The sequence below is a fragment of the Pseudomonas sp. MYb185 genome (genome assembly GCF_002979975.1).
Lineage (GTDB): Bacteria > Pseudomonadota > Gammaproteobacteria > Pseudomonadales > Pseudomonadaceae > Halopseudomonas.
In genome coordinates, this window is the sequence record NZ_PCQD01000014.1 from 26,180 (window position 1) to 42,047 (window position 15,868).

At 58.7% G+C, this 15,868-nt stretch carries 11 protein-coding genes; 3 read left to right on the plus strand and 8 right to left on the minus strand.

What is annotated here, in order from left to right; translation table 11 throughout:
- The first annotated feature begins 2 nt into the window (after positions 1–2).
- Both CQ007_RS16765 and CQ007_RS16770 read left to right on the plus strand, forming a co-directional pair.
- On the plus strand, positions 3–1,055 hold the full coding sequence (locus tag CQ007_RS16765) for an aldo/keto reductase (protein ID WP_105646987.1): 1,053 nt from the start codon (positions 3–5) through the stop codon (positions 1,053–1,055).
- Positions 1,056–1,090: 35 nt separating this feature from the next.
- A complete protein-coding gene (locus CQ007_RS16770; RefSeq protein ID WP_105646988.1) occupies positions 1,091–1,429 on the plus strand; it encodes a Rieske (2Fe-2S) protein in 339 nt (112 codons plus the stop codon).
- 148 nt (positions 1,430–1,577) lie between these two features.
- On the opposite strand, the gene CQ007_RS16775 is transcribed toward CQ007_RS16770, so the two are convergent.
- From CQ007_RS16775 to CQ007_RS16810, 8 genes are all read right to left on the minus strand, one after another.
- Positions 1,578–4,022 (minus strand): RND family transporter, encoded by a 2,445-nt coding sequence (locus CQ007_RS16775; RefSeq protein WP_218278910.1) that lies wholly within the window; start codon positions 4,020–4,022, stop codon positions 1,578–1,580.
- A 39-nt stretch (positions 4,023–4,061) separates the two neighbouring features.
- Positions 4,062–5,165, minus strand: coding sequence for a YCF48-related protein (locus CQ007_RS16780; RefSeq protein ID WP_105646990.1), 1,104 nt, complete (start codon positions 5,163–5,165; stop codon positions 4,062–4,064).
- A 77-nt stretch (positions 5,166–5,242) separates the two neighbouring features.
- The gene (locus CQ007_RS16785; protein WP_158256792.1) at positions 5,243–6,640 is read right to left on the minus strand and encodes a DUF1329 domain-containing protein; all 1,398 of its coding nucleotides are present in this window, start codon (positions 6,638–6,640) and stop codon (positions 5,243–5,245) included.
- A gap of 30 nt (positions 6,641–6,670) precedes the next feature.
- Positions 6,671–8,380 (minus strand): DUF1302 domain-containing protein, encoded by a 1,710-nt coding sequence (locus CQ007_RS16790; protein WP_158256793.1) that lies wholly within the window; start codon positions 8,378–8,380, stop codon positions 6,671–6,673.
- Between the two features lie 478 nt (positions 8,381–8,858).
- Positions 8,859–9,305 carry an ester cyclase gene (locus CQ007_RS19430; RefSeq protein ID WP_105646993.1) on the minus strand — a complete coding sequence of 149 codons (447 nt, stop codon included), beginning with the start codon at positions 9,303–9,305 and terminating at the stop codon, positions 8,859–8,861.
- A 114-nt stretch (positions 9,306–9,419) separates the two neighbouring features.
- The gene (locus CQ007_RS16800) at positions 9,420–12,950 is read right to left on the minus strand and encodes an indolepyruvate ferredoxin oxidoreductase family protein (RefSeq protein ID WP_371919839.1); all 3,531 of its coding nucleotides are present in this window, start codon (positions 12,948–12,950) and stop codon (positions 9,420–9,422) included.
- Between the two features lie 7 nt (positions 12,951–12,957).
- Positions 12,958–13,662: a glutathione S-transferase family protein gene (locus tag CQ007_RS16805; protein ID WP_105646995.1), complete on the minus strand. Its 705-nt coding sequence runs from the start codon at positions 13,660–13,662 to the stop codon at positions 12,958–12,960.
- Positions 13,662–15,131 (minus strand): FAD-binding oxidoreductase, encoded by a 1,470-nt coding sequence (locus CQ007_RS16810; RefSeq protein WP_256582324.1) that lies wholly within the window; start codon positions 15,129–15,131, stop codon positions 13,662–13,664. Before CQ007_RS16810 ends, CQ007_RS16805 begins: the two co-directional genes overlap by 1 nt.
- 287 nt (positions 15,132–15,418) lie before the next feature.
- Between CQ007_RS16810 and CQ007_RS16815 the strand changes: the two genes are divergently transcribed.
- Positions 15,419–15,853 carry a nuclear transport factor 2 family protein gene (locus CQ007_RS16815; RefSeq protein ID WP_158256795.1) on the plus strand — a complete coding sequence of 145 codons (435 nt, stop codon included), beginning with the start codon at positions 15,419–15,421 and terminating at the stop codon, positions 15,851–15,853.
- Positions 15,854–15,868 lie beyond the last annotated feature (15 nt).

The window sequence follows — 15,868 nt, forward strand, 5'->3', positions numbered from 1 at the left end:
ATATGCAATATTCCATTCTTGGCCGTAGCGGCCTGCGGGTGTCCAGGCTATGCCTGGGCACCATGACCTTTGGCCCGGGCGCGGACTGGTCGCGCTCCGAGGAAGAAAGCCGCACGGTATTCGATGCCTATACCGAGGCCGGCGGCAACTTTATCGATACCGCCAATATGTATACCGGTGGCGAGAGTGAACGCATTGTCGGTCGACTGGTTGCAGCCGATCGCGAACGTTTCGTCATCAGTACCAAATACACCAATGCGTTGCCGGGCAGAGCCGATCCCAATGCCGCCGGCATGCACCGCAAGAGCCTGACCCAGTCACTGGACGCCAGTCTCAAGCGACTGGGCGTGGACTACATCGATCTGTACATGGTGCACTGGTGGGATTTCACCACGCCGGTGGAGGAAGTGCATCGCGCGCTGGATGACGCCATCAGCGCCGGCAAGATCCTGCACGTCGGCCTGTCCGATGTACCGGCCTGGGTCGTTTCCCGGGCACAGGCATTTCATGAATTGCGCGGTCTGTGTCCGATCAGTTGCATGCAACTGGAATACAGCCTGGTACAACGTTCCATCGAGCGGGAACACCTGCCCCTGGCACAGGCCTACGACATCGGCATCACGGCCTGGTCGCCACTGGCAGGTGGCATTCTCAGCGGCAAGTACACCCGTGCGGCACCGTCGGACGGCCCCAAACGAGTCGACTCCATGCAGTTGCAGGCGCTGGATGAGCGCAACCGGGGGATTGCCGCGGCGCTGGATCAGGTCGCCGATCGTCTCGGCGTGACCTCATCCCAGGCAGCCCTGGCCTGGGTCATGTCGCGTGGGGTGATCCCCATCGTCGGCGCTACCCGTCCCGAACAGATGCGGGAAAACCTTGCCGCCTGCTCGGTCCAGCTGGATGCCCAGACGCTGGCGGAGCTGGATGAGATCAGCGCTTTCGACAAGGGTCACCCATACAACATGCTCGACTGGGACATGCCGATCAGCCTGGGGTATGGCGGCATGTTCGACCAGATCGATATACCCCGCTTCCCCGGGCGCCGCCCGGCCTGAGCGAATAGCAAAAACAACAAGATGAGGATAACTGAATGAGCACCGCAGACGCAGAACTGATCACCAGCAGTCTGGTTTTTCATCGAGTGGGCTCCGCCGCCGCGCTACGCGCCGGTGAGCCGATCGGCGCTACCATCGAAGGCCAGGCGGTTGCCGTGTTTCTGGTGGATGATGAATTCATCGCTACCCAGGGCATATGCCCCCATGCAACCGGCCCCCTGCATGAGGGGGAAGTCGAGGGCCGCACGCTGACCTGCCCCTGGCATGGCTGGAGTTTCGACCTGGATAGCGGCGTGTGTGAGGATGACCCTTGCCTGCAACTGGCACGCTACCCGGTGAAAGTCGACGGAGACGATATCCTGGTCGGTCTCTAGCCTTCACAGCAGAATGATCCTTGGGCGCCTTCGGGCGCTCTTTTTTGTGCCCGATACGTTACTCGGAAACATCGAGCGCGTGAGGAAACAACGACAGAGCCGGTGACCGCTAGCAGTCACCGGCTCGGAACTCACATGGCCTAGCAGCTCAACAAGCCCTGGCCAACATCGCCGCGTCGCTGTGTTGCTCCTTCGATATCGACGGCACCCCAGGCTCATCATCAGCCTGTACTGCCACCTTGCGATCCGGCATCAGGAAGGTCATCAGACTCGGCACGATGATCAGGGCACCCAACATGTTCCACAAGAACATGAAGGCCAGCAGGATACCCATGTCCGCCTGGAATTTGATCGGCGACCAGGCCCAGGTGACTACTGCCGCAGACAGGGTGATACCGATCAGAGCCACCACCTTGCCAGTGGAACCCAGCGCCGCCAGGTAGGCATCACGTACTGAAGCCCCACGGCGGTAATGAACCAGATGCATGGTCAACAGATACAAGGCGTAATCCACACCGATCCCCACACCCAGTGCCACCACCGGCAGGGTAGCTACCTTCACGCCAATACCCAGGATGACCATCAGAGCTTCACAGAAGATGGTGGTGACCACCAGCGGTATGACTGCCGAGACCACCGCGCGCCAGCTGCGGAAAGTGATGAAGCACAACAGGATCACCGACGCATAGACATACAGCAGCATGGTCACGTTGGCCTTTTTCACCGCAATATTGGTCGCCGCTTCAATACCCGAGGAGCCGGCTGCCAGCAGGAACTGTCGCTCAGGCGTATTGTGCTCGGCTGCGAACACCTCGACGGCTTCCACCAGGCGGGTCAGGGTTTCCGCCTTGTGGTCGGTGAGGAAGGCGATCACCGGCGCCACCGATCTGCCGTCATTGAACATTTCCGGGTTGGAGTCGTAGACGGTATTCAGCGCATCCTGCACCACGTAGGGATCGCGGTTGATGGTCTCCCATTTCAATGACCCTTCGAATCCTGCCGAGGTATAGCGGCGGGCCAGGCTGGCCGCCGATACCGTGGTCTGCACACCCGGCAATTCGCGCAGTATCTGCTCCAGACGCTCCATTTCCAGCAGCGTCTCATAGCTGATCAACCCCTGCGGTGGAGTGGAGACAATCACCGCGAACTGGTCGCTGGATAGCTGGTAGTGGCTGGTGATATAGGCGTTGTCCTGGTTGTATTCGGAGTCGGCTCGCAGCTCAGGCGCACCGGGGTCCAGGTCACCAATCTGGATGTTCAGGCTGATAATGAAGGCCACCGCCGTGAAGATGGCAGTGAAGATCAATACACCTGCGGCCCGACGGCGATCGGTGAAACCACCAAACCAGCGTATCACCGGATGAATCGACTGTTCATTCTCAGCCCCAGCGGCATTCCTGCTCTTTCTGACCCCGGTGTACGACAGCAGTACCGGCAACAGGATGAGGTTAGTGAAGATCAATACACCAACACCGATACTGGCGGCGGCGGCCAGCCCGCGGATAACCGGAATATCAATGATTGCCAGCACAGCGAAACCGACCGCATTGGCCAGCAGCGCGGTGAGTCCAGCCAGGAACAGGCGCCGGAAGGTATAACGAGCCGCGACATATTTATGCGTGCCGCGCGCGATGTCCTGAGTCACCCCATTCATCTTCTGGGCGCCGTGGGACACGCCGATGGCAAAGATCAGGAAAGGCACCAGGATGGAGTACGGGTCCAGTGCGAACCCGGCGAGCTGCATCACACCCAGTTGCCATGCCACCGCGACCGCCGAGCAGCCGGTCACCAGTAAAGTACTGCGCCAGCAGCCCGTGTAGAGCCTGATGATCGCCACGGTTATCAGTGCCGCCAGCAGGAAATAGTTGAGCACCTCACCCAGTCCCCGGATCAGATCTCCCACCAGCTGCGCGAAGCCAATCACATGGATAGTGACTCCCTGCTCTTCATAACGCTTCAGGTCTTCAATACGGTCACGAAACGCCCGATAGTCCAGGGTATTGCCGGTAGCCGCATCCCGATCGACCAGGGGCACGAACAGCATGCTGGAACGATGGTCATTGCTCACCAGCGAGCCGGTAATCCCGGCACGCCCGATATTGCGGCGCAACTCCTCGATATTCTGCTCCGATCCGTCGAAATTGTCGGGCATGACCGAGCCGCCCTGATAGCCGTCGGCGGTGATCTCGGTCCAGCGCACCACAGGCATCCACAGGGACTTCATGAACGAGCGATCCACACCCGGGATCAGAAACACCTCATCATTGATTTCCCGCAGGGTATTTAGGTACTGCGCATCATAGATGTCACCGTCATCATTGCTGACCACGATGCGCACGGAATTGCCCAGTCCCTTGAGCGCGCCGGCATGCTCCATGTAATTACGGATGAATTCATGCGACTGCGGCATCATGTCTTCGAAACTGACCTTCATCGGCAAGCGCAGCGCAAAGAAACTCAGCACCAGGGTAATGACCAGGCACAATGTCGTTAGCAGAGTCCGATGGTTGAACACCAACCGCTCAATGAGGCCACCGGAACGTCTGTCGAACTCGCTCGGGTTGGATATGACTGGCATATCCTGATTTTTCATGACTGCTTTCATCTGCATTATCCCGGGTCGGTTAGTTGATTATCTGCGTGCAGAGGCATGCACAGCCTCGGACCGGATACCTTCCAGGCTGGTCATCAGCAGTCTCTCCTCATCCAGTGATACCACTCCGGTATAACGCGCAAAGCCCTTGCCTCGCTCGAGCTGCAAAGCATCGGTTGCGGTGTTGCCGAACAGTAGGTCGCCACGGGCGTTGACCAGAACGAAGGCGTCCTTCTCCGCCAACGACGCTCCCGCTGTCAGCGACACGTTCGAAGAACTATGCAGCGTCACCCAGCTACGCCCCTGGTCATCGCTGCGATAGGCTGTGCCGCTCAGACCGTAGGCAATGATGCTGTCGCCCACGCTCAGCAAACCGAAGAAGCTGCCGTCATAGCCGGTCTCGATCTTTTCGAAACGCTGTGTGTCTGGCTCCAGTTTGAAGATCACACCACGCTCGGCGGCGATATACACCCCATCGTCCACCCCATGGACTGCATTCAGGTTGAGCAGATCTTCGTTATCAATACGGTGCAGCCAGGGCTGCCAGGTCTTGCCAGCATCCGTGGTGGCGATCAAGGTGCCGAAAGAGCCAACGGCAAAGCCGTGCAGAGCGTCAGCGAACCATACATCCAGCAGCGGTAGCGTCGGGCCCGCGGCATAGTTCAACGAGATGGCGGACTGCGCTGCTTCAAGCAACTCGGGTTCGATTTTCAGATTGGCGTAGTACTCATTGAAAAGCGCCTTGGCAAGCCTGCCGTCCAGCTGCTTTTCCCAGGTCACTCCGGCATCACCGCTATGCAGAACGACACCATCGTGGCCTACCACCCAACCTTGTTGCGGCGTAGGGAAGTCCACTGCCAGCAGATCGCTCTGCACTGGCGAGTGGCTTTGTGTCCATTGGCTGCCGTCAGCCGATGTGGCAATCAATCCGCCTGCTCCAACCGCAACCAGGGTTTCCCCTGCCCTGGCAACGGCCTGGGTCGGGCGCTCCATCAAGCGGGTGATGGCATCGGCAGGCCAATCGAGCGGATCGCGAAACTCAGCAAGAGTATGAAGGGAGACAGGCATCAGCAGCAGCAAGGTCAATACGCCTGCAGGCAACTGCCTGATTCTTTGATGTAGGTGCTGAAAGATATTATTCATGTCATTTCCTGCCCAGTCTGCAACTCGGGTGATGAAACAGCGAGGCAGAAGAACTGGCTTCTGCCTCGACTCCTCAATCAGCGGACACTGCCCCCGGAAATCGCCCGTGGCGTCAGTCTCAGCACCAGCCCTTCATCGCTGCTGTACCCACGCAGATAGTTGCCGGACTCTTCCGCACCCACGTTGATCAATACGTAGTTACCCTTGATCAGATCGTTGGCAACAAAGGAGTTATTGATCATGCCGCCGGTATCGTAGGCCGGGAAGTTGTACAGATCCTGCACTTTCCACAGGGCACCACTGTTGTCATAGGACTCGGTCTGCACGAAGCACCAGCAGTCCTCCTCGATCAGGAAAACCCGCTTGCTGTAAGCGTGACGGGCCTTGTCTTTGCGGTCCGCCTCAACCACCCAGATGCGACGCTTTTCCCAGCGCAGAATGTCCGGATTGACATGGTTATCGGCCAATACTTTCTCGGAGCTGAGCTGCTGACCGAACACGTTATAAGGAACGATGAGTTCCTTCTTGCCCACCAGCTTGAAGTCGAACCTGTCCATGCGCCCGACAAAGCCCCAGGGCTCATCCCAGAACAGCACACCGGCGTAGGCAGTCATGGGAATGTCATAAGCGAACTCGGGGGCCTTGCGTACCCGTCGCTGGCCCGGGGTATAGATCCAGATCGGCGCAGCCGCCGCCGCATCGGGCGTGTAGTAGTTGAGGAACTGCGTACCTGCCGAGGTCGGCGGAGAGTAAAGCAGCGTATTGAAACCGAATACGCCATCGTAGGTCTTGCTGCGGAACTTACCGGTCTGTTCCGACCACGGGTGCAGGTAGGAGGCGTCATTACCCGGCAGGGGGTTACGTGTGCCGCCATGGTCCACCAGCCAGCTCTTGCTGCGGAACTGGGTAACCGCAGGAGCAAAACGGAACATGTGGTTCCACATTGCCTCATAGCCCGTTTTCGGAATCGGGAAGGGAATGCCCTGGAACGGCTTCCCGTCATCGGCGCCACCTTCAACCTTGTCACCCTCCACTGCGCCACCGAGCTGGGCAGTGGTGGCATTCTTCACCGTATTGTCCAGGAACCACTCGGGATAGCCCATGCTGCGGCGAGTAGGGTAGACATCCAGGCGGTAGCTAGGAAAGCGCTCCAGCATGGCCTTGGTACCCGCGGACAGATACTGATCATACTCCGCCATGTTCTGTGAGCTGATGCTGTACAGCTTCTCATCCCCGGCGAAGGGATCGTCATAGACATCCGGGTTGGCCTTCTGCTGACCGATCAGACCACCCTCATAGGCGGGAATGGAGCCATCGGCATTGGCACCCTGCTCGGCACCGAAGCGGGTCAGCTTCTGGCCCAGCTGTTCGGCCTCCTCGGCGGAGACTGCGGCATAACCGGTATTGCTGGCGAGAATGGTGATGGCCAGGGCCAGTACGGAGCGATAAAACGTCTTGGTCTTGTTGTTTTTCATAATCATGTCCTCAGAGTCTTGCGACAGAGCTCAAAATGAAGATTTGTACATCAGCGCGACCCAGCCCTTGTCATTCAGGGCCACCGGACCATTGCCGCCAAAGCCGGAATAGGACTCACCCAACCCCGGCACCATGGCCTTGGGACTGGTCTTCCATTTGTAGCCGTTGTATTGCAGCGTCACGGTATGCTTTTGCTGGTAGGTACCCCTGATGCCGATGGAATAGATTTGGGTGCCTTCGGCATAGAAAGAGCCGGCGGCATAGGCCGGGTTACCGGAGATGCCGTAAGTCAGGGATGTCGGCATGCTCAGATCCAGACCCGGTGCTACCTGCAGCCACTGCGGCTCGAACAGCAACGCAACGGCAAGGGAGTTGCGTGTAGCACAACCGTCCCATTTGTCTCCAGGTGAGGCGCCATCGACACTGTCGACACAGCTGGCGTGTCCCTCACCGTTGAAGAACTGCTTGTTCTTGGTCACTCGATCCAGGTGCGTGTAGGACAACTCGGCCAGCAGAACGCCGGTATCCCACAGTGCGTTCTGCTGCAGACTCACCAGGCCGTTGGCAATGACGTTGATCACATCGCCGCGGGCGCCCTCGCGATAGGCAACACCGGGCTGGCCGTTGGAGAAGGCGCTGGCCAGGGCGGTGTCGGTACGGTAGGAAATTTCCAGACCGGTACTCAGGGTGCCGAAAGTACGCTCATAGCTCAGGCCATAGAGTCTGACCTTGTCGGCATAGTTGAGGTGAACCTCCCCCCCTCCGCCGGCATATATGGTACCGCCGGGCCAGGGCTGAACCTCATCGAACTGCCGGTAGTAGAAACCGAGGTCACCCCTGGCCCATTCCGGCGCCCAGTCGACCTTGATACCGAAGTTGTTGTTGATATCGTCTGGCTTGTACTCATGACCGGCAGACACCGGACCGCCGAACATGCCAGCCACCGCCCCGCCACTGGTGGGGCCGCTGTACAGGATGTCAAACGGCGCCAGATAGGTTCCCCCTTCCGGAAAACGGTTGGCGCGAAACTCCAGGAAGTACTGGGCAGATACCGAAAGTTGATCAGTCAGGTCAGCGGTTGCCATGACCTGGGTACGCGGCAGGAATAGCTCCTTGACCTCGGAGCCCGGCTGAGTAAAGGACTTCAGAAAGTCGATCGGGTGCTGTGAATAGCCGATATTGGAGAAGCCGAAGAACAGCGCATTACCCCACTGCTGGGTGAACCGTCCGGCGCGCAGATAGAGGGGAACATCCCCTATATCGGTGTTGTGAAAGACAAAAGCATCCAGTATCTCGCCACCCTGGATGTGATAGCGCTTGGTCTTGCTCGAATATTTGCCGCTCGGATAGCTGAGAATGTCATCAAAATTCGGATTGGGGTTGGTTTTGACACTATCGTTATAAGCAAAGTCCTTCCAGGCCGACCCTGATAACCGGAACCCGGTACGCCCCTTGTAGACGCCCTGCAGCTCGGTAAGCGCCTGGAAGCGGTTGGTTACCATATCTCCCTTGTCGAACTTGTAGTTGCTCGAGGCATAAAACGGATGGTTGGCAATCCCCTTGTCCCGGCCCTGGACACGCCAGCCGGCGGTATATTGCACAGTGGTATCCAGACTGAGGTTCCAGTCCGGATGGGCATTGATCTGGAACGCCTGAGCGTGGGGCACGACACTCGCCGCGAGTATTGCCACAGGCAGGAACTTCAATGCTGGCAAAGCTGTTTTTCTTATCTTCTGCATGACATACCTTCTTGGATTTATTATCAGGTTGCTGTCCTGCAGCCTGGTCCTATGGCAGGCTGCGTTAATCTTCCGCGACGCTCGGCTCATATGGGTTCTTTCACTGTCGACTCCTCTGCATGTATCTGGCGAACAGGGATAAATATGCCCAAAGCCGCAAACTTATTTGATTAGTGATCCTGATCACGAGCTGATACAGGAAACCATGCATGGCATCATGATTAAAACTACTATCGGCTCATACTTCACTTTAAAAAATGCATGTCATCAGCTTTCAGACTGGCACTTTCATAACACTCGCAACAGCTTTCACATTAGTTTCCCTGGCACACCTGCTCAATGGCATTACGCGCCATGGGAAAGCAAGCCATGCCAATCATCTTCCACCGCCCTCCTTCTACTCCTTTTATATGCACCACCAGCTGATATTCATAACTCCATAGCCAAAGTCATGAAGCCAAAGCTCAAGCACCGCCAGCTAGAACTGGAGCCTGGCAGGGGCTGGAAGCCCCAACTGCTGCAAGAGAGCCGCCGTATCCCACAAGCTTCTTTCCAGGATGATTTTCTGATCCCGGAACTTGTGAATGGTAATTCCTGTTACCTTGGTGACTTTGCCGGCGGCAGGGAGCCCAAGGAAGTCAGACTTATGCTCGATTTCCCAAGTCCACTCGAGCGCGCCTCCATTCTCATCTCCGTGATAGCGGCTGGCATTGAAATAGTGCAAAGAAGCATCTGGGCTTGTGTTTTCAAAAGTCTTGAAAAGCTCTCTCAGCTGACTCTTATTGTTTACTATACGCACCCCAAGATTCATATCTTCGTACTCGAAATCTTCTGGATAATGAGCCATCAATGCTTCCAGGTTGTCATCAAACAATTCCAACCAATCCTGTTCCCATTTGATATTCATAGTCACTCTCAAAACCATCAAAACCAGGTTATCCAAACATCACTTAAGTTAAAGCCAGCATTGGCATGATCACATCCAACACCTTGCCTTGAAGTTGCAACGGAGCACTGCCCCTACCGCAACTCAATCACTTCACATTGATTCTTTCATCGGCTCCACCTCTGCTGGTATCTGACGAACAGGGATGAAGGTGCCCACTCTCCCAGCGGCAGGATCATTGAAGGCCGCCAACAGCTGCGGCTCGAGATCCCGGACTTTCTGGACATTGGCTTCCTTCACATGCCCGAAGCCACGAATCTGGGTGGGCAGTGAGGCAATCTGTACGGCACTGGCATGGTTGGCCGGGGTCAGGCGGCCGATCAGTTCCAGCAGGCGCTGCTCGTACTGATCGATAAGTTGGCGCTCCATTTTCCGCTCGGCGGTGTGACCAAAGGGGTCGAGCAGCGTGCCACGCAGCCCCTTGAACCGGGCCAACACGGAAAACACATGGCCAACCCAAGGGCCGAACTCGCGCTTTTGCAGATGGCCAGTCTCCGGATCACGCCTGGAAAACAGCGGCGGCGCCAGGTTGTAGCGGTAATGCGCACCCTCAGCGAAGGTCTCGCGCAGCTTGGCCTTGAATGCCGGATCGCTGTGCAGCCGCGCCACCTCGTATTCGTCCTTGTAGGACATCAACTTGGCAAAGTTTCGAGCTACCGCCACGGCCAGCGCGTCGCTACCCGGCACTGCCTGCTGCTCAGCCAGGACAACCTTCTCCACCAGGCTGCGATAGCGCTTGGCCCAGATCGCATTCTGGTATTTGGTAAGCAGTGCTACCCGGTGGCTGACGATATCGTCCAGCCCGGTCAAGGGCTTGAATTCGGGTTCAGGCAGTCGGTTACTGACCGCCTGGGTGATCCGGTCCGGGTCAACGGCCTGCAGGCGGCCCAGCGCGAAGGCTTCCTTGTTGAACTGGATAGCCACACCGTTGATCTCGACCGCCCGCTCAATGGCCGCCGGCGATACCGGCAACAGCCCCAGTTGCGCTGCGTAGCCAACCAGGAACAGGTTGGCGGCGATGCTGTCGCCCATTAGCGCCAGCCCCATTCCCGAAGCATCGACCTGGTGCAGTTGTCTGGACGACGCGCCCAGTTGCTCGACCAGCCCCTTGCTGTCCACCACCAGATCGGGATTGCGCTGAAATGCGGGAGTCGGCGTCACTCTGCCGTTCATCACCGTCTGGGTGCGCTGGGGATCGTAGGTAATGGCCGGTTCCTTGGAGAGCGCCGCCACCGCGTCGAATGCCAGCGCCAGATCGGCCTCACCGATACCGAGCTTCTGGGCTCCCAGATCCTGCTGTTTCCGGGCGATACGCACATGACTGAACACGGCGCCGTTCTTCTGGCTCAGCCCGGTCATATCGAAAATCGAGCAGGCCTGACTCTCCAGATGGGCCGCCATACCCAACAGGGCACCGACAGTGACCACGCCAGTCCCGCCGATACCGGAGATCATGATATTGAAGGGGGTATCCAACGCCGCCAGTGGCGGAGTGGGCAGATTCCTGGTCAGGTCCTTGATCTGCGAGGATTTTTCCGGTTTGCGCGGTTCGGCATCCAGCACGGTGATGAAACTCGGGCAGAAGCCTTTTACGCAGCTGTAGTCCTTGTTGCAGTTGGATTGGTCGATCTGCCGCTTGCGTCCCAGCTCGGTTTCCTTGGGCCAGACGCTGACGCAGTTCGATTGCACCGAGCAGTCACCGCAGCCTTCACAGACATCGGAGTTGATGAATACCCGCTTGGCCGGATTGGGAAATTGGCCGCGCTTGCGTCGGCGGCGTTTCTCGGCAGCGCAGGTCTGCTCGTAGATGATAACGGTGACACCCTTGGTGTCGCGCAGTTCGCGCTGAACGGCTGAATAGGTATCCCGATGATGGACGGTCACACCTTCACCCAAGCCGCTGTGACGGCCATAGTTGTCCGGGTTGTCGGTCACCACCACACACCGCTCGACCCCTTCCGCCAGCACCTGGCGGGAGATATCCCCGGGGGTCAGCGGACCGTCCACCGGCTGACCACCGGTCATGGCTACGGCGTCATTGAACAGGATGCGGAAGGTCATGTTGACCTTGGCCGCCACCGCACCACGCACCGCCAGCAAGCCAGAATGGTAATAGGTGCCATCGCCCATGTTCTGGAAGATATGCGGCATATCGGTGTAGTGAGCCAGGCTGTACCAATGCGCACCTTCGCCACCCATCTGTGTGTTAGGCAGCATTTCCGGGCCGCTGTACATGGCCATGGCGTGGCAGCCGATGCCACCGGCGGCCATGCTGCCCTCGATGGTACGGGTGCTGGTGTTGTGCGGGCAGCCGGAACAGAAATAGGGCGAGCGGGCCACCTCGGACGGGCTGCTGTCGGCAATGCGCTGCATTTCCAGCTCCAGCCGCTCCCTACGCTCGGTCATGCACTGATCAATCACACCCAGGCGACGCAGCCGTTCGGCTATCACCAGCGCCAGCTGGATAGGCTCGAGCTGGACGTCGGATGGGATCATGAACTCGCCATTCTCATCCTGCTTGCCGACGATCAGCGGAGTATCCTTGCGTCCGTAGAGAATGGCCTTGGCCTGGTTCTCGGTCAGGCCGTCCTTTTCCTCGATGAACAGCAGCTCATCCTGATGGCGGGCGAAGCTGATCAGTCCTGTGGCTTCCACCGGATAGACGCAGCCGAGCTTGTAGAACGAGATACCCAGCGCGCCCGCAGCGGCTTCGTCCAGGCCAAGCAGATGCAATGCCTGCATCACGTCCTGGGCAGCCTTGCCGTTGGAAACGATACCCAGACGACGCTGGGCCGCATCGATGCGCACCTCATCCAGCCCGTTGGCGGCAACAAACTTGCCGATCAGCGGCCAGCGGTAGCGCTTGACGATGATCTCTGATTGCTGGCGATCGAGGTGGGTTGGGAAGTTGTGAATGCCACCCGGCGGCAACTCACCCCGATCGGGTAACACCACCGACGGCGTCGCCTCGCCGATATCGATGGTCATGGTCTGCTCGAGCGTTTCGTTGCTCATCTTGAAACCGGTGTACAGACCGGTATAGCGGGACATGGCAAAGCCGAGCAGCCCGAAACGGATCACGTCGTGCACGTTCGAGGGTGCCAGGATCGGCATGCCGGCATGCATCAGCGCCACTTCACTTTGGTGCGCCACGGTGGAGGATTTGCCCGAATGGTCGTCACCAGCGACGATCAGCACCCCACCCCGCGGATCAGTACCGGCGATATTACCGTGCTTGAATGGGTCACCTGAACGGTCCACGCCCGGACCCTTGCCGTACCAGATGGCAAACACACCATCTTTCTTGGGCTTGGGTGTCGAGCCCAGGATCTGCGTGCCCCATACAGCAGTAGCCGCCAGGTCCTCGTTGACGCCTGGCTGGAACAGGATGTCATGCTGCTCCAGCAATTTTTTCACCCGCCACAGCTCCAGGTCATAACTGCCCAGCGGTGAACCACGGTAACCGGAAATGAATCCGGCGGTGTTCAAGCCGGCCTGGCGATCAATCTCGCGTTGCAGCATGGGCAGGCGCACCAGCGCCTGGGTCCCGGTCATCAGCACCTGGCCCGACCCTGCAGTGTATTTATCCTCTAGCTTCACGTCTCGCATCGTTATTGTTCTCATCTGATCATCAACCTCTGATGGATTCGCCTGCACGGAATGGGTAGGTCGCCTGTTTTTCCATCAGGTAGGCACCGAAGGCCTCGGCAAAGGCGGCCAACACGATCTGCGAGCTGTTACGCTGCGCCATCAGTTGCGCCCATTCGCTCAGGCCCAGCTCATGCAACAGGGAACGGCCATAGACTTCGCGGCTGACCCGCTCGGCCAGATCCAGGCAATAAAAGGCAAACAGGTCAGCGTGGCCGGCTTGCTCACCGGCCAGATACGGCTGCGGTTGCGCCAGGCTGCGCAGCGCGATGGTGGAACGATCCAGGGTCTGGCGCGCCGTCTCAATGGCAGCACTGCTGTTGGTGGCGCCCATGAATACACCCGGATACAGCGAGCGCATCGGCAGCTCGACATATACCTGCACCACATTGATCAGTTGGCGCTGACGTGCCCGGGTAAAGGGGTCTGTAGGCAATAGGCAGGGGAAACAGTCTTCGATATAACCGAGAATGGCCACGGTCTCGGCAATCCAGCCCTGGGGTGTTTCCAGCACCGGAATCTTGCCCATCGGACTGAGTCGCAGGAACTCCGGTGTCTGACTGGCGCGGCACTCGACGATCTCGAAGCGCACCCCGCTTTCCAGCAGCGCGGCGTGGGCAATATTGAAATAGTTGCTCACCGCGTAGCCGTGCAGGCGCAGCATGACCGGGGGCGTAACAGGGCTCATCACTCGCCTCCCTCACCGGCGGCACGCTCGAGCACCTTGCCCGGATTGAGAATGCCCTGCGGGTCCAGCAGTCCCTTCAGCGAATGCATGATGTCGCGTTCGATCGGATTGCGGCTGATAGGGAACCAGCGTTTCTTCTCCAGGCCGATACCGTGTTCGGCCGATACCGAGCCGCCATACCGGGCCAGCGGCTCATAGACACAGGCCTCGACCTGTTCGCGGTCTTCGTCCTGGCCTGCGCCGATGGCGATATGCAAGTTGCCGTCACCGACATGCCCGAGAAAGGCAATCGACCCCTCGGGCCACAGCTCATGCAAGCGCTCGGTGACCAGGCGCATGTACTCTTCCATATCGCCCACCGGCAGCGAGATGTCGAAGGCATAGAAAGGCTGGAAGTCGCGGACAATATGCTCCAGGTCCTCGCGGATATCCCAGATACCCTGCTTGTCCCGTTCGGACTGTGCGATCACCGCGTCCTCGATCATGCCCAGCTCAATGCCCTTTTCCAGGGCCCGGGCAAACATCTCTGCATCATGCTGCTGATCGGAACCCAGGGACTCGATGATGGCGTAGAACGGCTTGTCCGACGGCAGCGGGGGCTGATGCCGACCAGCGGCGGTGTTGACGCTATAAAAATTATTGTCGAGCAATTCGAAGGCACTCAGTTGCCCGCCCAATGCGCCATCCATATGGCGCAGCAGCTTCGCGATCTGATCGAAACTGCTAGCGCAGACCATCGCCGTATTACTGCTGGAAGGTTGCTCGCGCAGGCGCAGAACCAGCCGGGTGATGACTCCCAGGGTACCCTCGCTGCCAATGAACAGCTGCTTGAGGTCGTAGCCGGTATTGTTCTTGATCATCTGGTTCATCGAGGACACCACCCGGCCATCGGCGAGCACCGCTTCGATACCCAGCACCTGCTCACGCATCATGCCGTAGCGGATAACCCGCACACCGCCGGCGTTGGTCGCGGCGTTGCCGCCCAACTGACAGGAACCGCGCCCACCCAGATCCAGCGGAAAAATCAGGTCGAACTGCTGCAGGTGATCCTGCAGGGTTTCCAGCACCACACCGGCCTGCACCACCGCCGTACGATTGGCCAGATCCACCGATTCAATGCGGTTCATCCGCTCCAGCGACAACGCGAGATCCCCGCGCCGGGTCTGGGTTGCCCGCACCCAGCCGGACATGCCGCCGTGTACCACCACCGGCTGGGCGAACTCATGGCACAGCGCGAGAATCTGCGAGACCTGCTCGACCGTTGTCGGCCGGACGATGACATCCGCTTCGATTCGCGACATGAACACGCCGGGATGCCGTGAACTGACATCTTCACCGAGCAGCAGGCCCGCCTCGTCGACGATGCCGCGCAACGCGGAAAGCAGTTGCGGGAGTACCCCAGCATTGGCAACCCCATTCAGTGGTGCCTCATCCGCCAGCTGACCCATTGTTGTGTCGTTTGCTTTCATCGCTTCAGGCTCTTTTATCAATTCTTATTGCTCTCTCCCGGGCTGCAGGGCGCAGCATTCGCGGGAGGCCGTTGAGCTGATTCTTGATAAAAGGAGAGATGCCAGCGATGGCAACCCGTGGGCACAGACAGCATTTCGTGCCAAAAACCGGATATCCTGCAAGCCGCGTCGGACAAGGCCCGGCGGCTGTCACGAAAGGTTTTGCGGTGTCCCGAATGGCAATGGCCGAGCCTCGGCAGGGGCGACTATAACCAGCGCTCACACACATGCCCCAGAGGGAAACTCCCATGCAAACATGGCAGGATCAGCAGGACATCAGCGCACTTCTCATCCAATACGGCTGGGCCCTGGACAACAGGGACTGGGATGCCCTGGCCGGGGTGTTCAGCGCCGACGCCCAGGTGGACTATGGCAGCCTGGGCCTGTTCGAAGGGCAGTCGGCGATCGTCGCGGTAGCGCGGGCCTTTATCGAATCCTGCGGCGCGACCCAGCATCTGATCGGCAATATCCGTATCAACGTCGAAGGTAACCAGGCGCAAGCACAATGTTATGTACAGGCCACCCACGCCGCGCAGCAGACGCAGGATCCGCGACTGATGACGCTATGGGGCGAGTATCGTGATCAACTGGTACGCAGCGACAACGGCTGGGTAATCATCAAGCGCAGCCTGCATATCCAGCATGTGCACGGAGATATCGGTGCGCCCCTGAAAGGCCGCTGACCGCAGATATGAAGC